At 47.5% G+C, this 22,992-nt stretch carries 28 protein-coding genes, 1 rRNA gene and 1 riboswitch; of the genes, 20 read left to right on the top strand and 9 right to left on the bottom strand.

Annotated features, from left to right (window positions below; translation table 11 throughout):
- Window positions 1-68, top strand: a 16S ribosomal RNA gene (locus I8U23_RS11540); the annotation flags it as partial.
- Window positions 69-182: 114 nt separating this feature from the next.
- Here I8U23_RS11540 and I8U23_RS11535 read toward each other — a convergent pair.
- Window positions 183-788, bottom strand: coding sequence for a DUF6630 family protein (locus I8U23_RS11535; protein WP_198051063.1), 606 nt, complete (start codon window positions 786-788; stop codon window positions 183-185).
- A 176-nt stretch (window positions 789-964) separates the two neighbouring features.
- Between I8U23_RS11535 and I8U23_RS11530 the strand changes: the two genes are divergently transcribed.
- The 7 genes from I8U23_RS11530 to mtnA all read left to right on the top strand — a co-directional run bounded on the left by I8U23_RS11530 (window position 965) and on the right by mtnA (window position 7,465).
- The gene (locus tag I8U23_RS11530) at window positions 965-1,603 is read left to right on the top strand and encodes an SDR family oxidoreductase (RefSeq protein ID WP_037994806.1); all 639 of its coding nucleotides are present in this window, start codon (window positions 965-967) and stop codon (window positions 1,601-1,603) included.
- Between the two features lie 148 nt (window positions 1,604-1,751).
- Window positions 1,752-1,863: riboswitch (SAM riboswitch) on the top strand.
- 128 nt (window positions 1,864-1,991) lie between these two features.
- Window positions 1,992-3,215: a 2,3-diketo-5-methylthiopentyl-1-phosphate enolase gene (locus I8U23_RS11525; protein ID WP_037994805.1), complete on the top strand. Its 1,224-nt coding sequence runs from the start codon at window positions 1,992-1,994 to the stop codon at window positions 3,213-3,215.
- A complete protein-coding gene (locus I8U23_RS11520) occupies window positions 3,212-3,916 on the top strand; it encodes a 2-hydroxy-3-keto-5-methylthiopentenyl-1-phosphate phosphatase (RefSeq protein ID WP_121874381.1) in 705 nt (234 codons plus the stop codon). Before I8U23_RS11525 ends, I8U23_RS11520 begins: the two co-directional genes overlap by 4 nt.
- A 16-nt stretch (window positions 3,917-3,932) precedes the next feature.
- Window positions 3,933-4,559 carry a methylthioribulose 1-phosphate dehydratase gene (mtnB, locus tag I8U23_RS11515; RefSeq protein WP_037994823.1) on the top strand — a complete coding sequence of 209 codons (627 nt, stop codon included), beginning with the start codon at window positions 3,933-3,935 and terminating at the stop codon, window positions 4,557-4,559.
- Between the two features lie 23 nt (window positions 4,560-4,582).
- Window positions 4,583-5,122 (top strand): 1,2-dihydroxy-3-keto-5-methylthiopentene dioxygenase, encoded by a 540-nt coding sequence (locus tag I8U23_RS11510; protein WP_037994803.1) that lies wholly within the window; start codon window positions 4,583-4,585, stop codon window positions 5,120-5,122.
- 52 nt (window positions 5,123-5,174) lie between these two features.
- Window positions 5,175-6,398, top strand: a complete 1,224-nt coding sequence (mtnK, locus tag I8U23_RS11505) for an S-methyl-5-thioribose kinase (protein ID WP_198051062.1) — start codon at window positions 5,175-5,177, stop codon at window positions 6,396-6,398.
- Complete coding sequence (gene mtnA / locus I8U23_RS11500; RefSeq protein WP_049719624.1) at window positions 6,395-7,465, top strand: S-methyl-5-thioribose-1-phosphate isomerase; 1,071 nt, start codon at window positions 6,395-6,397, stop codon at window positions 7,463-7,465. Before mtnK ends, mtnA begins: the two co-directional genes overlap by 4 nt.
- Before the next feature lie 67 nt (window positions 7,466-7,532).
- Here mtnA and I8U23_RS11495 read toward each other — a convergent pair whose 3' ends face one another.
- The 4 genes from I8U23_RS11495 to I8U23_RS11480 form a co-directional block, all read right to left on the bottom strand.
- Window positions 7,533-7,961 (bottom strand): TlpA family protein disulfide reductase, encoded by a 429-nt coding sequence (locus tag I8U23_RS11495; RefSeq protein ID WP_049719625.1) that lies wholly within the window; start codon window positions 7,959-7,961, stop codon window positions 7,533-7,535.
- Window positions 7,962-8,092: 131 nt separating this feature from the next.
- Window positions 8,093-8,473 (bottom strand): hypothetical protein, encoded by a 381-nt coding sequence (locus I8U23_RS11490; protein WP_037994799.1) that lies wholly within the window; start codon window positions 8,471-8,473, stop codon window positions 8,093-8,095.
- Between the two features lie 90 nt (window positions 8,474-8,563).
- Entirely contained in the window at window positions 8,564-9,424 is an 861-nt protein-coding gene (locus tag I8U23_RS11485; protein ID WP_049719626.1) for an EamA family transporter, read from the bottom strand.
- 227 nt (window positions 9,425-9,651) lie between these two features.
- On the bottom strand, window positions 9,652-9,942 hold the full coding sequence (locus I8U23_RS11480; protein WP_037994796.1) for a hypothetical protein: 291 nt from the start codon (window positions 9,940-9,942) through the stop codon (window positions 9,652-9,654).
- A gap of 174 nt (window positions 9,943-10,116) precedes the next feature.
- Here I8U23_RS11480 and I8U23_RS11475 point away from each other — a divergent pair, with 174 nt between their 5' ends.
- Window positions 10,117-10,482 carry a carboxymuconolactone decarboxylase family protein gene (locus tag I8U23_RS11475; protein WP_037994793.1) on the top strand — a complete coding sequence of 122 codons (366 nt, stop codon included), beginning with the start codon at window positions 10,117-10,119 and terminating at the stop codon, window positions 10,480-10,482.
- Window positions 10,483-10,745: 263 nt separating this feature from the next.
- Window positions 10,746-11,225, top strand: coding sequence for a CBS domain-containing protein (locus tag I8U23_RS11470; RefSeq protein ID WP_037994792.1), 480 nt, complete (start codon window positions 10,746-10,748; stop codon window positions 11,223-11,225).
- Window positions 11,226-11,377: 152 nt separating this feature from the next.
- Here the strand turns inward: I8U23_RS11470 and I8U23_RS11465 are convergent, their stop codons facing one another.
- Window positions 11,378-11,935: a DUF928 domain-containing protein gene (locus I8U23_RS11465; RefSeq protein ID WP_049719627.1), complete on the bottom strand. Its 558-nt coding sequence runs from the start codon at window positions 11,933-11,935 to the stop codon at window positions 11,378-11,380.
- A 565-nt stretch (window positions 11,936-12,500) separates the two neighbouring features.
- Between I8U23_RS11465 and sufC the strand changes: the two genes are divergently transcribed.
- Genes sufC through sufB form a run of 5 tightly spaced genes read left to right on the top strand, consistent with a single transcriptional unit; the run spans window position 12,501 to window position 17,697 of the window.
- Window positions 12,501-13,289 carry a Fe-S cluster assembly ATPase SufC gene (sufC, locus tag I8U23_RS11460; protein ID WP_037994789.1) on the top strand — a complete coding sequence of 263 codons (789 nt, stop codon included), beginning with the start codon at window positions 12,501-12,503 and terminating at the stop codon, window positions 13,287-13,289.
- A gap of 15 nt (window positions 13,290-13,304) precedes the next feature.
- Complete coding sequence (gene sufD / locus I8U23_RS11455) at window positions 13,305-14,609, top strand: Fe-S cluster assembly protein SufD (protein ID WP_049719628.1); 1,305 nt, start codon at window positions 13,305-13,307, stop codon at window positions 14,607-14,609.
- Window positions 14,606-15,826 carry a cysteine desulfurase gene (locus I8U23_RS11450; protein ID WP_037994783.1) on the top strand — a complete coding sequence of 407 codons (1,221 nt, stop codon included), beginning with the start codon at window positions 14,606-14,608 and terminating at the stop codon, window positions 15,824-15,826. The genes sufD and I8U23_RS11450 overlap by 4 nt, the downstream gene beginning before the upstream one ends.
- On the top strand, window positions 15,813-16,253 hold the full coding sequence (gene sufU / locus I8U23_RS11445; protein WP_037994781.1) for a Fe-S cluster assembly sulfur transfer protein SufU: 441 nt from the start codon (window positions 15,813-15,815) through the stop codon (window positions 16,251-16,253). Before I8U23_RS11450 ends, sufU begins: the two co-directional genes overlap by 14 nt.
- A gap of 13 nt (window positions 16,254-16,266) precedes the next feature.
- Window positions 16,267-17,697 carry a Fe-S cluster assembly protein SufB gene (gene sufB, locus I8U23_RS11440; RefSeq protein WP_037994780.1) on the top strand — a complete coding sequence of 477 codons (1,431 nt, stop codon included), beginning with the start codon at window positions 16,267-16,269 and terminating at the stop codon, window positions 17,695-17,697.
- Window positions 17,698-17,794: 97 nt separating this feature from the next.
- Here sufB and I8U23_RS11435 read toward each other — a convergent pair whose 3' ends face one another.
- Window positions 17,795-18,103, bottom strand: a complete 309-nt coding sequence (locus I8U23_RS11435; RefSeq protein ID WP_198051061.1) for a DUF4870 domain-containing protein — start codon at window positions 18,101-18,103, stop codon at window positions 17,795-17,797.
- Between the two features lie 235 nt (window positions 18,104-18,338).
- On the opposite strand from I8U23_RS11435, the gene I8U23_RS11430 reads away from it, so the two are divergent.
- The 5 genes from I8U23_RS11430 (at window position 18,339) to I8U23_RS13460 (ending at window position 21,081) form a co-directional block, all read left to right on the top strand.
- Complete coding sequence (locus I8U23_RS11430) at window positions 18,339-18,893, top strand: tyrosine-type recombinase/integrase (RefSeq protein ID WP_198051072.1); 555 nt, start codon at window positions 18,339-18,341, stop codon at window positions 18,891-18,893.
- Window positions 18,894-18,974: 81 nt separating this feature from the next.
- Window positions 18,975-19,667: a DUF1538 domain-containing protein gene (locus tag I8U23_RS11425; protein ID WP_198051060.1), complete on the top strand. Its 693-nt coding sequence runs from the start codon at window positions 18,975-18,977 to the stop codon at window positions 19,665-19,667.
- On the top strand, window positions 19,664-20,398 hold the full coding sequence (locus I8U23_RS11420) for a DUF1538 domain-containing protein (RefSeq protein WP_037994777.1): 735 nt from the start codon (window positions 19,664-19,666) through the stop codon (window positions 20,396-20,398). The genes I8U23_RS11425 and I8U23_RS11420 overlap by 4 nt, the downstream gene beginning before the upstream one ends.
- Window positions 20,382-20,753 carry a P-II family nitrogen regulator gene (locus I8U23_RS13465; protein ID WP_037994775.1) on the top strand — a complete coding sequence of 124 codons (372 nt, stop codon included), beginning with the start codon at window positions 20,382-20,384 and terminating at the stop codon, window positions 20,751-20,753. The genes I8U23_RS11420 and I8U23_RS13465 overlap by 17 nt, the downstream gene beginning before the upstream one ends.
- A complete protein-coding gene (locus tag I8U23_RS13460; RefSeq protein WP_037994774.1) occupies window positions 20,734-21,081 on the top strand; it encodes a P-II family nitrogen regulator in 348 nt (115 codons plus the stop codon). Before I8U23_RS13465 ends, I8U23_RS13460 begins: the two co-directional genes overlap by 20 nt.
- A 343-nt stretch (window positions 21,082-21,424) precedes the next feature.
- Here I8U23_RS13460 and I8U23_RS11410 read toward each other — a convergent pair whose 3' ends face one another.
- Window positions 21,425-21,730 carry a magnetosome magnetite crystal formation protein family gene (locus I8U23_RS11410; RefSeq protein ID WP_231564587.1) on the bottom strand — a complete coding sequence of 102 codons (306 nt, stop codon included), beginning with the start codon at window positions 21,728-21,730 and terminating at the stop codon, window positions 21,425-21,427.
- Window positions 21,731-21,842: 112 nt separating this feature from the next.
- Complete coding sequence (locus I8U23_RS11405; protein WP_037994769.1) at window positions 21,843-22,991, bottom strand: N-acetyldiaminopimelate deacetylase; 1,149 nt, start codon at window positions 22,989-22,991, stop codon at window positions 21,843-21,845.
- Window position 22,992: the final 1 nt, after the last annotated feature.

Below are 22,992 nucleotides of genomic sequence, written 5' to 3'. Positions count from 1 at the left end.
GGCAGATGATTGGGGTGAAGTCGTAACAAGGTATCCCTACCGGAAGGTGGGGATGGATCACCTCCTTTCTAAGGAGCTCATTTCGAGCAAAAACGTTTCAAAGAGTCATGTCTCACACTCTTTGGTTTTCAGGGAACACTTGAAAAAGCCCCGCAGACTATGTCTGCGGGGCTTTCCTTACATCATGAGACCCAAAAAGGGTTTTCTTTTTCCAGTAGATGGATAAATGCAGGAATCAACAGTCCATAATGCGGTTCCGGTTGAAAGGGCAAATCCTTTTCAATCCACAGGGTTCCGTATCCGGATTCAAAAGCCAGTTCCTGACAATGTTTGGCCGTCTGCATGGGCAAAATGGTTAAGGTGTAAGGATGAAGCGTGGGTGTCAAAGAGCATAAAACATATTGAAGAGGTTCCAAATAATGATTGGCTAATTGAAAGAAAAACCGGACATAAGGATGGCTGACCGGGTCTGAAGAAGCGAAATGGCATTCGTTCCATTTGCCGTCACGGATCACCCATGCAAACCGTTTGGTTTTTTTGTCGTGTTTGGTGCTGAACCAGGCGGAAATGAGGGATTCGTCAAAAGTAAAGATCAAATTTCGCTGTTTCAAAGAGTGAATCAGTGCAAACCAGGGAAGATTACTAAGTGGAACGGAATCCATCATCAACGTGGTTAATAAATATTCTTTGGGATTTTTTATGCAAAAATCGACTTCTTCGGCCAGGGTTGGATCATTGGGAAGCAAAAAGCGCGCAAGATCCAAAAGTTTTTCAGGCTGATATTGCATAACGACTCCCCCACATAAGATATCGAACAAGTGTTCTGAATCCATTATAAAAAAAGAATGAATCAGGAACAAGGGGAAATGCGAAATTATCCATAAAGAGGTTTGACGGGGGGAGTTCGGGTGGAAAGGTTCATATTGTGACAACAGAAACATTCAATCAAAGGGAGTCTGGTAACATGAACATTTTGCTCCTTGGCGCCAATGGAAAAATCGGCAGGAAATTGGTATCGCTGTTGAAAGAAACGCCTCATCACCTTCGGGCCATGGTTCGCAAAGAAGAACAAGTGCCGGTCATTGAAAGACTGGGAGCGGATGAGGTGGTCATCGGCGATTTGGAAAAAGATTTTTCCCATTGGGCAAAGGGTATGGACGCGGTCATATTCTCAGCTGGTTCAGGCGGTCACACTGGTCCGGATAAAACCATTTTGGTGGACCTGGACGGTGCCTTTAAGGCGATTGAGGCCGCAGAACAGTATCAAGTCCGTCGCTTTGTGATGATCAGTTCCATCGGGGCGGATCATCCGGAAAAAGGGCCGGATTCCATCCGCCATTATTTGGTTGCCAAAAAAAGGGCCGATGAACGATTGCGCAACAGTTCCCTCAATTACACCATCATTCGCCCCGGAGCTTTGACAAATGATCCGGCCAAAGGCACGGTCTTGCTCCTTGAACATATTGAAAAACCGGCTTCCATTCCGAGAGCGGATGTGGCGAGAGTCGTGGTGGAAGCATTGGAACATGAAAATACTTATCGCCGTTCGTTTGATTTGGTCACAGGGGATCAACCGGTTCAAGAGGCTTTAAATAATTTGTGACGCAAAGAAAAGCGCCGGAGTGTGAGCATTCCGGCGCTTGTTTTTTTATTCAAAAATGAAATGAAAAATTTAAGTCAAAATTATTGATTCCTTAAAAATTATATGCTAAATTAAAGAAACTAATGAAAACTGAATAGACGGATCGATTCTCTTATCCAGAGAGGTGGAGGGACAGGCCCGATGAATCCTCGGCAACCATCTGCATGAAGCAGAAAGGTGCCAATTCCTGCAGGACGCTGAGCGGTTCTGACAGATGAGAGAAGGTGATAATGATAGATTGGTTTATCCCTTTTTGCATCTGCAGAAAGGGATTTTTTTATTACCTGGCATAAGCGGGCGGTTACCGCTGTATGGTAAAGCATCATTGATTGAAGGATGGTGATGGCAAGTGGCAACTGATCGGGAGTATATCATTGCGACCTATCTGATTCACGGGGAGCATGATTTCCACAAAAAAGCCAAAAGCATTGCTGTCGGTTTGACGGCGGGAACATGGACGGAATTGCCGGAGACCCGGAAAAAACAGATGGCGGCCCATCTCGGTGAAGTGATTGAAGTGACCGGGCTGGCGCCGGGAAAGGACGGAGAACCGCGAGCCCTTTGCAAAATCGGTTATCCGGTCCGCAATCTGACACCGGACTTTCCCGCTCTTCTGACCACGGTGTTCGGCAAGTTGTCCTTGGATGGAAAAATCAAATGTATGGATATTGAAGCACCGGATTCGTTTTTGGACGGGTTTCCCGGCCCCAGGTTCGGAATCGAAGGCATCCGCCGAAAATTGGATGTATCCGGCCGTCCGCTGTTGATGAGCATTTTTAAACAATGCATCGGCATGACATTGGATGAGTTGGAGGAAGCTTATCAACAACAAGTGGATGGCGGGGTGGATCTGGTCAAAGATGACGAGATTTTCTTCCGAGAAGATTATGCACCCGCCGAAGAAAGAATCCGCATTTTCAAAAGGATCAACCGGGAGAAGGAAGAACGGACCGGGCAAAAAACTTGGTATGCGGTCAACCTGACCGGCCCGGTGACACAACTGACCGATAAAGCCAAACGTTTGGCGGAACAAGGGGCGGACTGTTTTCTCTTAAACGCGGTTCCTTACGGGCTGGATATTCTCCACCGGTTGGCAGAGGATCCCGATATCGATGTGCCGGTCATGGCTCATCCGGCTTTTGCCGGTGCGGTTTGTTCCTCTTCTGATTACGGTTTGAGTTCACCGCTGCTGTTGGGAAAACTTTTGCGATGGGCAGGTGCGGACATGGTGTTGTATCCTTCACCTTACGGTTCGGTGGCCATGCCGAAAGAGGACGCGCTCAAAGTGGCTGAAAACTTGCGTCATTCTTCCACCGTTCACCGGCCATCCCTTCCGGCTCCGTCGGCAGGCATTCATCCGGGGCTGGTGCCGGCCATGGTGCGGGATTTTGGAATGGATCTCATCGTCAATGCGGGCGGAGGCATTCACGGCCATCCGCAAGGTTCAACGGCAGGGGGAAAAGCATTTGTCGAAGCGATCGGTGCTGCGGTAAAAGGGCGTCCGTTGGAAGAAGCGGCCCAGGAGTCTCCGGAATTAAAGCTGGCTTTGGATAAATGGGGGAGTATCACATGACGTCTTCATTAAAGCGGGTGATTTTCTGTGATTTTGACGGAACGATCACCAATCAGGATAATATTGTCAATATTTTCAAGCATTTTAACCCGCCAGGCTGGGAAACGCTGAAAGACGATATCCTCGCCCGGCGTATCAGTGTCCGGCAAGGTGTGGGGCTAATGTTTTCGCTTCTTCCCACGGCAAGAAAAGAAGAGATTGTGCGTTATGCCATTGATCAGGCGGAAATCCGCCCCGGGTTTGAAGACTTTATCCGGTATTGCCGGTCGAATGATATCCGGTTGTTGATCACCAGCGGAGGGATCGACTTCTTCGTGTACCCGGTTTTATCCCGCTTCGCGATTCCTGCTGGGAACATTTATTGCAACGGTAGTGATTTCAGCGGGGAGACGATTCGCATTGTCTGGCCGCATCCCTGTGACGAGCATTGTGACGGGGATTGCGGCATGTGCAAAACCAGTGTAATCCGCTCTTATGATGAAAAGGAGTATGAACGGATTGTGATCGGGGACAGCATTACTGATTTGGCCGCTGCCAAACTGGCTGATTTTACGATTGCCCGGGACTTTTTGCTGGAACAATGCCGTAAGCAGGGGCTGAATCACCAGCCTTTTGACACTTTTTATGATGTGATTGAAATCTTGAGCCATGATCGGGGCGATGGGAGGTGCAAGCAATTTGACGCGACTGGAACATCCTGAACGGATCCGGGTGGAAATGGAAAAGGTGGAAGAGGCTTTTCACGAATTGCGAAAGGTCAAAGAGCTTTTTGCCGGTCGGGGATGGTTTCCGGCCACCAGCGGAAATCTTTCTGTCCGGGTGGACGTTCAAGAAGGGGAGCCGGACTTGATCGCCATCACGGCCAGCGGAAAAGATAAGACCGTTCATACCCCGGAGGATTTTTTGCTGGTGAACAAAGAGGGAAAACCGGCGTTTCCGACTTGTCTCAAACCTTCGGCCGAGACTTTGGTCCACACGGCGATTTATCAAAAAATAAAAGAAAGCCGCGCGATCTTCCATATTCATACTGTTCATAATAATCTCATTTCAGAGCAGTGCGGGGATTCGGGGTACGTCTCTTTTTCCGGGCATGAAATCATCAAGGCGCTGAACATCTGGGAGGAGGGAGCCGTGATCCGGCTGCCGGTTGTTCCCAATCACGCCTCGATTCCTGACTTGGCCCAAGCGGTTCGCGAGGTGATCGATCCGCAGGTTCCTGCGGTTCTGATCCGAAATCATGGGATCTATGCATGGGGTGACAGTGTATTTGCTGCCAAACGCCATTTGGAAGCTTTTGAATTCTTGTTTGAGTATCAGGTAAAGCTTCAGCTTTTAAATTCATAGACCGACGGAAAGGGGTTTTTCACATGGCGCAAATTTACATCAGAAATTCGGGAAAACGGTTGGAATCAGAGCAAGAAGTCCGTTCCTTTCTCAAAGAACAAGGCGTGTTGTTTGAACAATGGCCGACAGAGAAACTTCCGCAGCATCTGCGGGAGAAGTTTGTGTTGAATGAGGAAGAGCAAGAGGAGATTCTCAAGGCCTATCAAGAGGAAATCCAATCGCTCGCCAAGCGAAACGGCTATGTCCAATGGGATGTGGTGGCGCTGTCCGAAGCAACAGAAAATTTGGAAGAGCTCTTGAAGAAGTTTGAAAATGTGCATACCCATTCGGAAGACGAAGTGCGGGCCATCGTCTCGGGGAACGGAATTTTCACGATTAAAGGAAAAGATGGAACCGGGTATTTTGATGTGGAGCTTTCCCCCGGAGATGTGATCTCCGTGCCGGAAAACACCCCTCACTTTTTCACGTTGATGAAGAACCGGAAAGTGGTGGCCGTGCGTCTGTTTATCGATCCGTCCGGATGGGTGGCTCATCCTTATCAAGATCCGGAGTTCACGGCTTGACCGGTGTCCCGCCCTTTGTGCGGGACTTCCCGGAGGAAGGAGGAAACAACCAATGTTTGAAAATTATAAACATTTCACGGAAGAAGATGCAGTGCAATATGCCCGCTCGAAAAAAGAATGGTTTGCCCCCGATGCAGAACTTGACTGCAGGGAAATCGGCGATGGAAATCTCAATTTGGTCTTTCGCATTGCCGACCATTCAACTGGACGGAGCCTCATCTTCAAACAGGCGCTACCGTATGCAAGGGTGGTCGGGGAGTCATGGCCGTTGACGCTGGATCGGTCCCGCATCGAAGCGGAAGCCTTGAAACTGGCGGCCCGTCGGGTGCCGGATTTGGTGCCTGCCGTTTATTTCTACGATGATCAATTGGCTTTGACCGTGATGGAAGACTTGTCTGATCACATCATTTTGCGAAAAGGGTTGATCGCGGGAGAGGAATACCCCCGGTTAGCGAAGGATTTGGCGGAATATCTGGCTCACACGCTCTTTTTCACTTCGGAATATTACCTGGATGCCGGGGAGAAAAAGGAGAAGGTCCGCCGCTTCATCAATCCGGAAATGTGCAAGATCACGGAGGATTTGGTGTTTACCGATCCTTATTATGATGCCGAAACCAATTCATTCAACCCTTTGATCCGGGAAACGGTGGAATCGATCTGGAACGATGACCGCCTGAAAAAAGAAATTGCCCATTTGAAAGAACGCTTTATGACCCGGGCACAAGCTTTGCTGCACGGGGATCTTCACACCGGTTCCGTCATGGTGAAAAAAGACAGCACCAAAGTGATTGATCCGGAATTTGCTTACTACGGTCCCATCGGCTTTGACGTGGGGGCTGTGATCGCCAATCTTTTCCTTTCCTTTGTTTCCCATGAAGCGCACACCGGGGATCTGAAGCAGAGGGAAACCTACCAAAGCTGGTTGCTGGAAACCGCCGAAAAGATTTGGATCGGTTTTGAACAAACCTTTCGGGCGCTTTGGAAAGAGCATGTCAAAGATGAAATGTGGTCCGTACCGGGGTATCTGGATGACGTGTTGCACCAGGTGCTTCAGGACGCGGCGGGCTTTGCCGGTTGCAAAATGATGCGGCGCGTGATCGGTTTGGCTCCCGTGGCGGATTTGGAATCGATCGAAGATCCGGCCGTCCGCGCCGAGGCAGAAACCAAGGCTTTAAAAATCGGGCGGCTACTGGTCTTAAAGCGCCAAACCGTAAATCAAGCGGCTGATCTGATCCGGCTGGCCCGGGAAGCCGGGGAAGGGCTGACGGTGAAATGAAGCAAGATTACACAATTCCCCATCCGCAATCGGTTTTTTGGGAAGACGACCACCTGGTTTTGCTGGATCAGCGAAGGCTTCCCCGTGAAACCGTTTATTTGCACCTTTTTACTCCGGAAGAAGTTTGGGATGCGATTGTCACATTGGCTGTGCGGGGGGCGCCGGCCATCGGTATCGCCGCTGTTTACGGTTTGTATATGGGCGTGCGCCACGTCACCGGGCGGGAAGAAACTTTCTTTTCCGAACTGGAACGGGTGGTTGAATATTTGAGTTCGGCCAGACCGACCGCGGTGAATTTGTCATGGGCCTTAAACCGGGTAAAAGCCAAGGTGGAATCATTCAAAGGAAGTCCGGTATCCGTCTTGAAGCAGGCGGTGTGGGAAGAAGCGACAGCCATTCATGAAGAGGATGTGAGGGTGTGCCGGAAAATCGGGGAGCATCTGCTTCCTTTTTTGCACGACGGAATGGGCATCCTCACTCACTGCAATGCCGGAGGGCTGGCCACCGGTGCGTACGGAACCGCCCTGGCTCCGCTGTATCTCGCCCGCGAGAAGGGATGGAACCTCAAAGTGTATGCCGACGAGACGCGGCCGGTGTTGCAGGGAGCGCGGCTGACCGCATATGAGCTGATGCAGGCAGGGATTGACGTCACACTGATTTGCGACAACATGGCGGGGGCCGTGATGAAACAAGGAGAGATTCAGGCGGTCATTGTCGGAACGGACCGGGTCGCGGCCAACGGGGATGTTGCCAACAAAATCGGCACTTACAGCTTGGCTGTCCTGGCCAGGGCGCACCAAATCCCTTTTTATGTGGCGGCTCCTTCTTCATCGATTGACTTGGAGACGGAAACGGGTGACGGGATCCCGATCGAAGAGAGAGCGCCGGAGGAGATCGTGAGCAGCTGGGGCAAGCCGATTGCTCCCGAAGGGATCAACGTCTATAATCCCGCTTTTGATGTGACGCCCGCGGAGTATGTCACCGCGATCATCACCGAGTACGGCGTGATCCGGCCGCCCTACCGGGAAAATTTAAGAAAAAGTCTTCGGCGCATGATGCCGGTATAAACAACATTTGAAAAAGGGAGTTTCATGTCGGATGGAAAAGGCGCCGGTGAAAAACCGGCGCCTTTTATTAAAAAGATTCACGGGAGAGGAGGGCTCCCAGTTCTTGAATGACCGTGGTGAAGGGGACGGTTTCGTCATAGATGCCGTGAATTTCGCCATTTGGTGTGATCAGGACATCGGTGGGAACCGAGGAAAGCCGGTAAGCGTCGTAGGTTCGGGTTCCATGGTCGCGTAGCACCGGAAAATGAAAACCGGCTTCTTGGACAAATTGGTATACCCGGTCGGGATCGGGTTCGCGCCCGGAGACATGGATCGTAAGAAAGGCGACCTGGTTCGTTTTTAAAGACCGGTAAAAAATTTCTTTTTTGGCCAGGGACTCCTGGCAAGCGGCACACCAGGTCGTCCAAAACTCAAGCCAGACAATCCGTCCCTGGTAATCGCTCAGTTGATGGATGTTTCCGTTTAAATCGGGAAGTGAAAAATCGGGTGCTTTCATCGATCTGGATCTCCTTTGCGTAAGGATGTCGGTTTAAAACCGCGGTGTGAGACGGAAAGTTGCGGGCGGTTTAGGATTTCGGTTCCGGAAGTGACGGCCGGATGCGAAAAAGATTCACCTCGCGAATCCGGTTATTCAGCGAAAATGTAGCCGGCTTTCAAAGCGTACAAAAAGGTGATGAAAAAAATGACCAGATTGGGATACATGACTTTTTTTCCAAACTGTTCACTGACGGGCCACACCCGGTGCTGATACCGGGGGGATGGAAACACCAAAGGTTCATACATCATCATGATCCATAAAGATTGCGAAAACACGGACATCATTTTGGCGTCGAAAGTGGGAACAAAGATCACATGGAGAACGGTTACGGCGAGCGATACATACAGCATGATTTTCATGGTTTTAAACGCTTTTACCCGAAACCGGGTATCCAAAAGAAAGAGACAAACCAAATGAATGACACCACATAAAATCAACAGAAGGATTTGAAATGCCAACATTTCGATCATCAGACAAAACTCCTTGCTTGCATAGAGTAAGGATTAATAATAACAAAAGTTCGAAAAAAACCGAAGGGCCTCCGGAGAATTTTTTCCGATTCAAATGCGGATCAGAATCAGTCCGGCAAACAACAGGATTAAAGACACGGATTGCATCAGGGATAAGCGTTCACGAAAAACAAGGATGGAAAGAAGCGCAACCACCAGGCTGTTTGTGGAAAAGATCGGGGCAATGATGGACGCAGGGCCGTGATCCAGAGCGATGGCATAGAGTTGCATCCCGGCAAATGAAAAAAATCCCGCTCCCAATCCCCAGACCATTCCCGTGCGGCGGCTCTTTTGGCGAAACCCGGCCGGCGGCGCCTTGCGGAGAATTTGCCATGTGAACCAAATCCATCCGAATAAATAGCTGATCAACAAAATGGATGTGTTGGAAAGATTCATTTCTTCCGTAATCTTTAATCCGCCGTTTCTGAAAAAGAACAGCAACATGGCCAGGAAAATAAGCAGATACCAGCGCCTGTTTTGAATCCGTAAGTTTTCATTGGGGTCCACCGGTAACAGCATGATGGCTGAAACTAACAAAAATGCACCGGTCGCTTCGGTCACCGTGATGCTCTCGCCGTAAACGAGCATGGACATGGCCATGGTCAAAATGATGTTCGCATTGGCCAGGGGAGAGGTAAGGCTTGCAGGGCCGATTGAAAGGGATTTCATAAATAACAAGTTCCCAAAAGCCGAACCGATTCCCACCAAAGTTCCGGCCGCGAGGTTGAGCCATGTGAATTGGATATCGCCGGTTTTGACAGCCCACCAGACGAATCCGAGAGAGCCGGTCAAGTATAATCCCCATAACAAAAAGTCATCATCCCCGCTTTGGGCGGAACTGACTTTCATCAAAAATCCGGACAACCCGAAAGTAACGGCACTGGCCAGTGAGATGAGAAACCAGGTACTCATACAGGTTAACCCTTTCTGTTATGATATAAACTTTTACTATTATCGCATTTTTTGTTGGTGAAGTTTATAGATAATAATTTAAGCATGAAACTCCAAAACGGCGGAACGGGGATCCAAGACGGATGGCGGGGGAAAGAGCGGTGATCCAGGGGGAAATCAAATGAAAAGAAACGGGGAAAGGACACCCATGGACAACCCATGGACTCCTCATGCGGGAGTCCATGGGATTAAGCATGAGCTTCTTCTTTGGTTTTGCCGGTTTGGTTTTCAAATTCCAGCAAAAGTTCATTCAATGTCATTTGGTCATCCAAATACAATTGAACCAGTTCCAAAAATAATGTGTGGGCTTCATCCGGAAGCTCCAATATCTTAATCATTTCATTAAACGGATCGAAGTCGCGGGCTAAAATATGTACGCTGCTGGCTTGAAAGATCTTTTCCAAATGAATCGTTTTTCCATAAATTTCTTTGACCATGCGTAAGATGATGCCGATCAATTGTAATTTTTGCTGATCCATTTTCATTTCCTTTCTGTTATAAAAAAGCTTTCTCAATATTGGTTCAAGATCTTACTCTATTTTAAAATAATATATTTATTAATGTAAAGATAATAACTGTAATTACAGATATAGATTTGAATATTTGTATATTTTTCTTTTGTACAGGAAAACTAGTCATGGAAGGAGAGATGAATGATGCAAGAAAACTTTGTCAAACAATCCCTGACGGATTATAAAAAAGGAATCGGCCAACTCCAAGAGCAACTTCCGCATGTGGTGGAAACGTACAACGCGTTTACGGAAGCTTGCTTTCAAGACGGTGCCCTGTCAAAGAAGGAGAAACATTTGATCGCGCTGGCACTCGGCGTTTATACCAATGATGAATACTGCATTGTTTATCACACAAAGGGAGCCTGTGATCAGGGAGCAAGCGCACAAGAGGTGCTGGAAGCGGCATGCGTGAGCAGTGCCTTCGGAGGGGGAATGGCCATGTCACAAGCTGCCACGTTGGTCCAACAAAACCTCTCCCAGATTCAGGGGCAAAACCTCTCCCACTAATGTTGACAATCCGGCAAATTGCCGGATTGTTTTTTAATGGCCGTAATATTTCAAGGTTCACCGGCGTTGTTATAAAATAAAGTTAAGGAATGGATAAAAGAGTGATAAGAACGTTGACAGCGGTTTCGGGAACAAGATAACATGGTTGGGGAACTGTTATCATTACAAAAAAAGAGAAAAGATTTTGACGTCAATTCGGGCTTATCTTTATCACTCTGTGGTAATGGCCGGAGGGATTACCAAGAGTAAGGGAGTTTTTGCTTATGCAGAAACGGGATCAAAACAATTATTTATTTTCACGCGAGATTACTCCTTACATTATTCCGAAGGAAAAAGTTGTTGTTGTCCACACGGACTGGTCACTGGAGCGTGCTTTATTGGTGCTGACCCGGAAGGGGACCAATTCGGTGCCTGTGGTGAATGATCAAGAACAAGTCGAGGGGATCATCAGCAAAACCGACATTCTGGACTTTATGTTAAAGATCAGCCAAGGCAATGAAATTGATTTTTCGCAATTGAAAGGATATACGGTTCATGAAGCGATGAATAAAAATCATTCAGGCATTTTGGCCAATTCCATTTTTTCGTTTGCTTTCGAAGTGCTGGTCAACCGGCCCTATATCCCGATCATTGATTTGAAAGGGAAGCTGGTTGGCATTTTGACGAGAAAAGTGATCATGGAACAAGTGATTAACTATTTTAAAGAAGAATATATGATGATGAACAAACTGCAAGGTTCCTGAAAAGTTTTACCAACAAAAAACACCGCCTTTTCCGGCGGTGTTTTGCTGTTTTATATCTCATCCTGATTCAGGTTGCTTATAAATGGAATCATACAAAGATGAATAAATGAAGCCTTGTTCATTTGTTTATCATTACACATAGTCAAACAGTCTTATTGATCAAGAGACTTGTTTGAAGGCCTTTGTTCGAAGAGATCTGTCAACAAATCGTTTTTGTGACATTGTTGGAAAAACAGCGCCATTTCATCCCATTGCTTTGCATCTTTGGCTTTGCCCGTGATTTGCGCGGTGAGTTTGACGTACTGCAACCAGCCGAACAAAGTAAACGGAATTAAAGGGATGTTGAAATCTTCCTCATAGGATTGGATCAAGAGCATTTTTAATTCTTCGTAGATCTGTTTTCTTTCCTGGTTTGTTTTTTCTTCAGACGGGTGTGAAACGGAGAGGATGTGGCGATGTTTTTTCCAAAGCTGCAGCAATTTTTTTTTAAGAAAGCTGTTCAAATACCGTTCTTGATCTTTTTTTTTCAGGGGTATGCTGAAGTTTGACGGCTCTTCGGAAATGATCACGTTGCCAAATAAAAAAGATCGCTGCTTTTTTGTTTTGTATTGTGTGTCTGTGGCGGGTTTGGTGTAAATTCCGATCGGAGAGCTAAGAGATGGGGGCATACAAGATGGTTCTTTCGAAACCCTGTAAGTGCTTTTTTCCATAAAAACTCCTCCTACCAACGCGCTTATTCAAAAAGGTGCGGAAATAAAAAAAGATGATCAACCTGATGATGGCAGAAACGATCTCCCGAGGCAAAATATTTCGATGAATTCCGAAAAAAACCTCCTAAAGATATTTTGCCTGAAAACGGGCTGAAAAGCAAGGGAAAATTAAAGATTTCCGGGGCATTCACGGGAAAAAGCGATGATATTGAAAAGGTTTGCATCCGTTTGCCGGATTCCAAAGAATGAAGTTTCATGTGCGGCGATGAAATGTTATATTTATGAGTAGTTTTGAGCCCATGAAGAAAAAATACCAATAACTTCACATTAAAAGAGGAGGACTGAAACCGCACGATTTCCAATCTTCACTTGATATACCCCATATCGTGAAGTAAAATGAAATGAGAATCAGGTGATAATCACTTTAATTTAGGGTGATTGTCCGATTGGTTTTTCTTTTCACGCTGTCCAAACGGACGGTGTTGAGGGAATATCTCCGGTTGATGACAACCCGTTGCGGTTCAGGAGATAAACAAGGGCAAAAGACATGATGGAGGATGAGACTATGTCGACAGCACCAAAATTGATAATAAAGGATTTGCATGCATCCGTGGATGGGAAAGAAATCCTCAAAGGCGTCAATTTGGAGGTCAATGGCGGAGAAGTTCATGCGATCATGGGTCCGAACGGGACTGGTAAGAGCACCCTGGCTTCCGCTTTGATGGGTCATCCGCGTTACGAGGTCACCCAAGGGAGTGTCACGCTCGACGGGGAAGATGTTTTGGAAATGGAAGTGGATGAAAGAGCGCGTGCCGGATTGTTCCTGGCGATGCAATATCCGGCTGAAGTAAGCGGCGTGACCAATTCCGATTTCATGCGCAGCGCCATCAACGCCAAAAAAGGGGAAGGCAACGAAATTTCGTTGATGAAGTTCATCCGTGAAATGGATAAGAAAATGGAAATCCTTGAAATGGATGAGAAGTTTGCCACCCGTTACCTGAACGAAGGTTTCTCCGGCGGGGAGAAAAAACGGAACGAAATTTTGCAAATGATGATGTTGAAACCCCGCATTGCCATCTTGGATGAGGTGGACTCCGGATTGGATATTGATGCGTTGAAAGTCGTTTCCAAAGGGGTTAACTCGATGCTGAGCCCGGAAATGGGCGTGATCGTGATCACCCACTATCAACGCTTGTTGAATTACATCAAACCGGACCATGTCCACGTGTTTATGCAAGGAAGGATTGTGAAATCAGGAGGGCCGGAACTGGCTGAACGTTTGGAAGCCGAAGGTTACGACTGGGTGAAAGAAGAGTTGGGCATTGAAGACGAAACCGTTGGTCAAAAGGCGTAAGGTTGGTGATTTTGGATGAGTACAGATACCCGATTGCTTTTTGATGAAAATGTTGTAACGGAAGTATCCCAAAAGAATCAGGAACCGGCCTGGATGCTTCAAAGTCGTTTGGATGCACTCAAAAAAGCTGCCCAACTTCCACTGCCCAAAGTACAACAAACCAACATCAGCCGTTGGAATTTCACCGGGTTCGAACCGTTCCGGGAAGAGGCTCCCGTCCAATCTTTGGATGAACTCCCGGAAGGCGTCAAAGAATTTGTGTTTGGCGAACAGCCCAGTGTGGTGGTGCAAAAAAACGCCAGTGTCATTTTCAAGCAACTGTCTGCAGAATTGAGTGAAAAAGGCGTGGTCTTCACTGACCTGGGCACGGCCGCCAAAGAATATGAGCCGTTGATCAAAAAATACTTCATGACGGACGGAGTGAAGAAAGACGAACATCGCCTGACCGCCATTCATGCTGCGCTTTACAGCGGCGGGGTGTTCTTGTTTGTACCAAAGAATGTGGATGTACAAATTCCGTTGAACGGATTATTCTGGTTGTCAGGTGAAGGAGCTGCACTTTTGCCTCACATTCTGATCGTTGCCGAAGAAGGAAGCCGTGTTGATTTTGTGGCCAACTTTGTGTCGGATCCGGATGAACCGGGGGCCATGAACAACAGCGTCATCGAGGCGTTTGTCGGGGCACAGGCAAAAGTCCGTGTGACCACCATCAGCAATCTGGGCGCTTCTGCGGTGAATGTGGTTTACCGACGCTCCCTTGTCGACCGGGACGGTCATTTGGAATGGATTATCGCCGATTTGAGTGACGGAAAGGTTGTCTCCGACAATACTTCCCATCTCAAAGGAGAAGGCAGCCGGGCCGATGTGAAGGCGGTTGTGCTCGGAACGGGTGAGATGCGAGCCAATGTGACGTCATCGATTTATCATTGGAACCGGTACACCACCAGCTATATCAATGCCCGTTCCGTCATGACGGATAAGGCATCGAGCATTTTGAACAGTATCACCAAAATCGAAAAAGGTGCCAGCAAATCGGATGGGCAACAATCCGGAAAAGTATTGATGCTTCATCCGGAAGCGCGCGGGGACGCCAATCCCATTTTGTTGATCGATGAAAACGACGTCGTCGCCGGACACGCGGCAAGCGTGGGGAAAGTGGATCCCCTGCAAATGTATTACCTCATGTCGCGTGGAATTCCCAAAAAGGAAGCAGAGAAACTGATTATCCACGGTTTCCTGGATGCAATCATTTCGGATATTCCGTCAGAATTATTGCGTGAACAGATTCATCGGCTGATTGAAAGGAAAATCAAATCATGAATGAATTCCGCAAAGACTTTCCCATATTGGATCAGGAAGTAAACGGCCACCCGTTGGTTTATTTGGACAGTGCAGCAACATCGCAAAAACCGTTTCAAGTGATCGAAGCGGTGGAAGCCTATTATAAAAAGGACAACTCCAATGTGCATCGCGGTGTCCATACATTGGGCTCCAGAGCGACGGATGCCTATGAAGGAGCTCGTGAAAAGGTACGCCGTTTCATCAATGCGGATTCAACCAAAGAGATTGTTTTCACAAGGGGAACCACCACATCGCTGAATCTGGTCGCAAGAAGTTTTGCCACTTCCATGCTGAAGCCGGAGGACGAGATTTTGATCACTCCGTCTGAGCACCACAGCAATTTGATTCCGTGGCAGCAAGTGGCCAAATGGACCGGAGCGCGGTTGAAATATTTTCCGCTCAAAGAAGATGGTTCCCTGACGATGGATTTGGTACGCCAAGCCGTGACCGACAAAACGAAAATCATTGCCATCCAGCATGTGTCCAATGTGCTGGGAACGATCCATCCCATCAAAGAAATTGCGGAGTACATCCATCAAAAAGGCGGATATATCGTGGTGGATGGCGCGCAAAGTATTCCCCACATCAAAGTGGATGTCAAGGATTTGGACGTGGATTTCTTCGCTTTCTCCGGACACAAGATGTGCGGCCCGACCGGAATCGGCGTTTTGTACGGCCGGGAGCATTTGCTGAATGAAATGGAACCCATTGAATATGGCGGAGAAATGATTGATCAAGTGGGAGATTATGAGTCGACGTGGAAAGAGCTGCCCTGGAAATTTGAAGGGGGAACTCCCATTATTGCCGGAGCGGTCGGTCTTGGTGCAGCCATTGATTATCTGGAATCCATCGGCATGGACCGGATTGAAGAGCACGATCGCAAACTGGCTGCTTATGCTTATGATAAGTTGCAACAGATTGACGGAATCACCATTTACGGCCCCAAAGAAGGGCGGATCGGGTTGGTTACTTTTAATTTGGGCGAAGTGCATCCTCATGATGTCGCAACCGTCTTGGATGCGGAAGGGATTGCCGTCAGGGCGGGGCATCACTGTTGCCAGCCGCTGATGCGCTGGTTGAAAGTACCGGCAACGGCAAGAGCCAGCTTTTATTTGTACAATGATGAATCGGACATCGACCGGTTGGCGGAAGGCTTAATCAAAACGAAGGAGTATTTTGGCCATGTCTTTGGATGATCTCTATCGTCGCGTGATTTTGGAACACTATCAAAAACCGAAGAATCGAGGCAGAATCGAAAACGGAGCGATAACCATCGATTTGAACAACCCGACTTGTGGTGACAAAATCTCTTTGCAGATGCGGATTGAAGATGGCCGGGTCCAAGACGCGAAGTTTTTGGGGGAAGGTTGTTCCATCAGCCTGGCCTCCGCTTCCATGATGACGGAAGCGGTCAAAGGATTGACCGTGGAAGAATCGCTCGAACTGGTTGATCTGTTTTCCCGGATGATGCAAGGAGAAGAAGTCGATCTGGATAAATTCCCGCTGGAAGATATTGAAGCGCTGACCGGCGTTGCAAAATTTCCGGCACGCATCAAATGTGCGACATTGGCATGGAAAGCACTTGAAAAAGGGATGAATGAATATCGCGAATCTAAATCATAAGGAGGAGAAAACCGTGACGACAAACAACCAATTGCCGGATCTGTCGGATTACAAGTACGGTTTTCACGATAAGGATGTCTCGGTTTTCCGTTCGAAAAAAGGGTTGAGCCGGGAAGTGGTGGAAGAGATTTCCCGCATGAAAGGCGAACCGGACTGGATGCTCGAGTTTCGCTTGAAAGCATTGGAGCAGTTTTACAAAATGCCGTTGCCCAATGCCGAAAACAGCCAATGGTTTTCTCTTTTGCCCGGAAAACTGGACGATCTCGATTTCGATGATATCACTTATTATGTAAAACCGTCTGAACGCCAAGGAAGATCTTGGGACGAAGTACCGGATGAAATTAAACAAACGTTTGATAAACTGGGAATTCCGGAAGCTGAACAGAAATTCCTGGCCGGGGTTTCTGCACAGTACGAATCGGAAGTGGTTTATCACAACATGCAAAAAGAGCTCGAAGAGCAAGGCGTGATCTTTTGCGACACCGACACAGCCGTCCGCGAGTATCCGGAGCTGTTAAAAGAGTATTTCGGAACGGTGGTTCCGCCTTCGGACAATAAATTTGCCGCATTGAACAGTGCCGTGTGGAGCGGCGGAAGCTTTATTTATGTTCCCAAAGGAGTGCGTTGTGAAGTTCCGCTTCAGGCATACTTCCGGATCAATTCGCAAAACATGGGACAATTTGAACGGACACTCATCATTGTCGATGAAGATGCCTTTGTCCATTATGTCGAAGGATGCACGGCTCCAATTTACAGCACGGATTCATTGCACAGTGCGGTGGTGGAAATCATTGTGAAAGACAACGCCCGCTGCCGTTACACAACCATTCAAAACTGGTCTCCCAATGTTTACAACCTGGTTACCAAACGGGCTGTTGCTCATAAAGGGGCACACATGGAATGGGTTGACGGAAACATCGGAAGTAAACTGACGATGAAATATCCGGCTGTCATCATGAAAGGGGAAGGAGCCAAAGCGGATGTGTTGTCCATTGCCGTAGCAGGGAAAGGGCAACATCAGGATGCCGGGGCAAAAGTCGTGGCACTGGCTCCAAACTGCACCTCCACGATTGTTTCCAAATCCATCAGCAAACAAGGCGGAAAAGTCACCTACCGCGGATTGTCCAGCTTTGGAAAAAATGCAACCGGATCCAAAGCTAATGTGAAATGTGATACGTTGATTTTGGATAATGAATCGACTTCGGATACGATTCCTTACAACGAAATCAAAAATGATGATGTGGTGTTGGAACACGAGGCAACCGTATCCAAAGTGAGCGAAGAGCAATTGTTCTACCTGATGAGCCGCGGACTGACCGAAGACGAAGCCACGCAAATGATCATCATGGGCTTCATTGAACCTTTTACCAAAGAATTGCCTATGGAATATGCGGTGGAAATGAACCGGTTAATCCGTTACGAGATGGAAGGATCCATTGGTTGATCCCGGATCAAACCTGCCACAGCTTGAGGTGGCAGGTTTTTTTATGGAAATTGTTTTTATAAAAAAATCCCCCTTTGGAAAAAGGGGGATTTGTTGTTCAGTGAATGAACCATCTGGCCACCGGATACTCAAAGTACTTCTCCTTCCAAGCGTATACCATTCCCTTAATCGGATAATAGAGTCCCATGATGGAAAAAATAACGAGAAATGGAATTCCGATCAAAACAAATGATAACACAAAAGAGACGGAAATCAGCAGCCAGAATACGGCGTGAAAAACAATGGCTTGCAGCGACAGACGTTTCAGATCCCGATCTTTAAAGATGAGATAGACAATCAGCGGGACAAGCACGGGGGCAAACCAGGTGCTTGCGTGAACCAAAATTTTGATGCCTCTCTTATCCAAAAACAAAACCTCCATAACACAACATTGTTTCATTATAAAAAATTCCCGGTCACGGGACATTTGAAACCTGTTTCTTTATTCATGGGATTGATGGAGTGAAAACGGCATTTCCGTTGAGACGAGATTTTGGATGATGTTTGGAATCCGGACGGCCTTTGGGAAAATGGTTTGTTTGAATGTTACTTAATCATATGATATAATGTGGTTATGTAACACGAATCGAGGTGATACAGAGCTGGAGTTTGTCGAAGCGATTCGGGATAAACAGATCATTTCAGCAATGAAGCGATATTTAAAAGCCCATTCCGAGCGGGATTGTTTGCTTTTCGTCTTTGGGATTAACACCGGTTTGAAAATTACGGAGCTATTAAATGTAAAAGTTTGCGACGTGATAAATCCTGACGGCACGTACAAGGAATTTTATCAATTACCCGGCGGGGATCAAGAAGTGTTTTTGAATCCCAAGCTAAGAAAAGCGATCCGGCATTATGTCCAATCGAACCAATTGAAACATGAGAACTATTTATTTCAATCCTCCAAAACCCAAAAACCCATTACACGCCAACAAGCTTACCGCATCATCCAACAAGCGGGAAAAGCGGCCGGTTTTCAAGGAAAAATCGGCACGAATTCTTTACGGAAAACGTTTGGATATCATGCTTATAAACGAGGAGTCGCCATCTCTCTTCTCCAAAAGCATTTCCATCACTCCACCCCTTCCGAAACCCTTAAATACCTTGGTATTTCAAAGGATGAAAAGATCCGGACTGAAATTGACGTGGACTTGTGAAAAAGCCAAATGCAGCATACAAAAAAAACATTGTATGGCTGCACTTGGCAACACAAAATTGAACAGAGAGGGGAATTCGAATTGGATCGACTCAAAGATACCGGAAAAGAAGTCCTTTTATCAATTCTTCCCATGACAGTGGTGATTTTTTTGTTGCAATTCACGGTCATTGGTTTGCCTGTTGAAATGTTTTTACAGTTTTTAACCGGCGTGGTCATGGTTGGACTGGGATTGTTCTTGTTTTTTGTCGGGGTGGATATCGGGTTGCTTCCCATCGGTGAAATGATCGGCTCTTCCATGTCAAAGTTTGGGAAATTGAGTGTGGTTTTTCTGATCAGTGTGGTTTTGGGATTTGCCGCAACAGTGGCTGAGCCGGATGTGATCGTCCTGGCTTCCCAGGTGGATATGGTGACCGGCGGAACCATTCCCAAAGGCATTTTGATTTCCACCGTGGCACTGGGTGTGGGGATAACGGTGGGAATTGCCATGCTCCGAATGATCTTCAATATCCCGATCCTGTATCTGTTAATGGGAGGATATGCCATCATATTTGTGCTTTCTTTTTTCGCTCCCACGGAATTTGTTCCGGTCGCACTGGACTCCGGCGGTGTCACCACCGGTCCGATGACCGTTCCGTTTATTATGGCTTTGGGCGTGGGCGTGGCTTCCGTCCTCGGCGGTAAAAGTGCTTCCACGGATGGTTTCGGATTGGTTGCATTGGCTTCGGTCGGCCCGGTTCTTTCTGTACTGCTGTTAGGGGTGGTGTATGCATGATCAATCCATTGCACGGACTGACAGATACCATGGTTGAAGTGGCCCTTGCATTGTCTCCTTTGTTTGTGATTTTCTTGCTCTTTCAGTTCTTTTATTTGAAACTTCCTTGGCGCAAAGTGGGGAATATCGCCGTTGGATTTATCATTACTTTCTTTGGACTGGTCTTCTTTTTACAGGGGGTGCATATCGGCTTTATGCCCGTCGGTGAACAGATGGGCTTGATTCTCGGGGATCTCTCGTATAACTGGATTCTTGTTCCCATTGGTCTTCTTCTCGGGTTTGCCGCCACTTTTGCAGAGCCGGCCGTAAGAATTTTGAACCAACAGGTGGATAAAGTGTCGACCGGTTCCATTCCGGAAAAAGTTATGTTATATACTGTATCCATCGGGGTCGCTGTGTCGGTGGCTTTGTCCATGTTACGGGTGATTGCCGGAATTCCTTTGTGGTACTTTATTATTCCGGGATACTTGTTAGTGTTCCTGTTGGCCCGCTTCTCAAAAGACAGCTTCACAGCGATTGCGTTTGATTCTGGAGGGGTTGCCACCGGTCCCATGACCGTTACTTTCATTTTGTCCATGGTCGTTGGCGTGGCCACCGTCATCGAGGGGCGCAACCCTTTGATGGAAGGGTTCGGCATGGTTTCGCTGGTGGCACTGGCTCCGATCCTTTCTGTATTGATCCTGGGAATTTTATACAGAAGGAAGGAGAAAGAAAATGAGCAAAGTACCTGATCACAAACTAATTGTTACGGTGGTGAAAAAAGGGCTGGCCAAAAAGGTGGTGAGAGCCTCCAAACAAGCCGGGGCGGAAGGCGGAACGGTGATGTTCGCCAGAGGCAGCGGAATCCATGAGTGGGTGTCGTTTCTGGGCATTCACATTGAACCGGAGAAGGAAGTGATTTTAACCTTGGTTCCCGAAGAGAAACTGGAGCCGATTTTGAAAGCGATCAAAGAAGCGGGACGGCTCGACCGGCCGGGAAACGGGATCGGTTTTGTCATGAATACGAAAAAAATTGCCGGGATCTCTCATTTGTTTGAATCCGATTCCCGGAAGGAGGATGAAAAAAATGGCTCAACCGGACATTGAATATGATTTGATTGTGACTATCGTGAACAAAGGGTTTGCACAAGAGGTCGTGGAAGCTTCCAAAAAGGCAGGCGCCGAAGGGGGCACCATTCTGCAGGGGCGCGGCACGGGAATCCATGAAAAAGCCAAGCTTTTCAATATTGTCATCGAACCGGAAAAAGAAGTGATTCTGACTTTGATTGACCGAAAAAAAACCGAACGGGTTTTGGATGCGATCATGAAAAGCGGCCAATTGGATAAACCCGGAAAAGGGATCGCTTTTGTCATGAAAGTGGAGCGCACGGTCGGAATCAACCATATCCCTGCTGAATGCCATCCCGATGAATAAATCCGCAGATTTCGGAATCGGTGCAGACGGCGCGTTTCTCGTATGCATTCAACATGGGCTTGAACGGATTTTCTGATTCCGGAAAAGATCCCGAGGTGCAGGTGAAACGCCCTGATTTGGCGTTATTTTACAAACACGGCAAAGTCCGATGAATGAATTAGAAGAGATGAACAGAGGCTGCCTGAATGGAGATGAACGGGCAGCCTCTGTTTATTTGCAACCTGTTGCCAAAAAAATACACCATCGTGCAGCTTGATGTACTTTCAAAAAAACGAACGGACCAGAGAAACAAATCCATTGCTTTGTCATTAACTTCGCTTCTGCACAAAATTGCAGGGTGTATTTAATGGATAAACCATTTGGCAACGGGGTATTCATACTGTTTTTCCCACCAGGCGTAAGCAATTCCCTTGACCGGAAAATAAATCAACATGATGCCGAAAAGAATGGCAAAAGGAATTCCGATCAAAAGAAAGGAGAGAACTTTGGAGATGAAAAACAGCGGCAAGAAAATGGCATGAAAAACAAGGGCTTGCAAAGACAATCGTTTGACGTCCCGGTCTTTCACAATTAACCAGGCAATCAGCGGGAGAAGAACCGGTGCAAACCAGGTGCTTGCATGAATCAGGATTTTAATCAGCTTATTCAATGATGCAACCTCCATAACATAACATTGTTCTATTATATAGTACCCTGAGATGAACAAAAGGTAAACCTTTCTTTTGGATTTTGGGCTAAAAAAACATCCTCGTAAGAGGATGTCACCATGTTTGCGGGCGGTTGCCCAAGTGTTCCAAGTATTTGGTCATGACCGAAACAGCGACGGGAATCGCTTCATCCCGGGGTTCCATTTTGGGATGGTGCAATCCGTACGGGGTCTCCACACCCAGCCAAAACATAAATCCGGGAATTTCATTTAAAAAGTAACCAAAATCTTCTCCGGCCATCGATTCATCGCATTGCACCAGCTCGTAAGGAGTATGTCTGTTGACGAACTCCATGAAAGACTTTGTCCATTTTTCATCATTGTAGACTTGGCAGTAGTTGCATCCCCAATCGATGTCCGCCCGGCATTGAAAGCCGGTTTCGATGCCCCGGACCAATTCCCGGATCCGGTTCTTGACCAAGTTCATGGACTCGATGGATTTGGTGCGGATGGTTCCTTCCAGACGGGCATGGCCGGCAATGATATTTTGTTTCGTGCCGGCTTCAATTTTTCCGATCGTGATGATGGCGGCATCCAAAGGATCCAGATTGCGGGAAACAACGGTTTGAAGTTGCTGGACCAGTTGGGCACAGGCGATGACCATATCATTGGCCAGATGGGGACGGGCTGCATGGCCGCCGGTCCCGTGAAGATCGATGAAAAGTTCTGATGTATTGGCAAAGAGCAAACCCGGACGCAAGGCAATGGTTCCGACGGGATATTCCGGAGCGACATGAAGCGCAAAGATGACATCTGGTCTCCATTCATTAAATTCAGGGCTTTGCAGCATCGGCCATGCGCCTCCGGGCCCTTCTTCCGCCGGTTGGAAAATGAAAAGCAGGTCATCGTCCGTTTCATGATGGACAAAATGCGTTAAAATGCCCAAAGCGATTGCCATGTGCATGTCGTGTCCGCATGCATGCATATAACCTTCGTGAAGCGAGCGGAAGGGATAGGAAGTTTGTTCTTCCATCGGGAGCCCGTCCATATCGGTCCGGTAACCGATGCATTTTTTCGGGTTTTTTCCGGGAACTTTCACCAAGATACCCGTCTTCCAAGTGCGAATGATCCGCCGGTGTTTTGGCAAGGTTTCCAGATAATTCAACAGATGTTTCTGGGTTTTGAATTCCTGAAAGCCGGGTTCCGGAATTTGATGCAACTGATGCCGCAATTCGATAAAAGGCGAAGCTTGCTTGACATCCAAT

It is taken from the genome of Thermoactinomyces sp. CICC 10735 (genome assembly GCF_016055175.1).
GTDB lineage: Bacteria > Bacillota > Bacilli > Thermoactinomycetales > Thermoactinomycetaceae > Thermoactinomyces > Thermoactinomyces vulgaris.
This window is presented reverse-complemented; position numbering and strand designations above follow the sequence as displayed.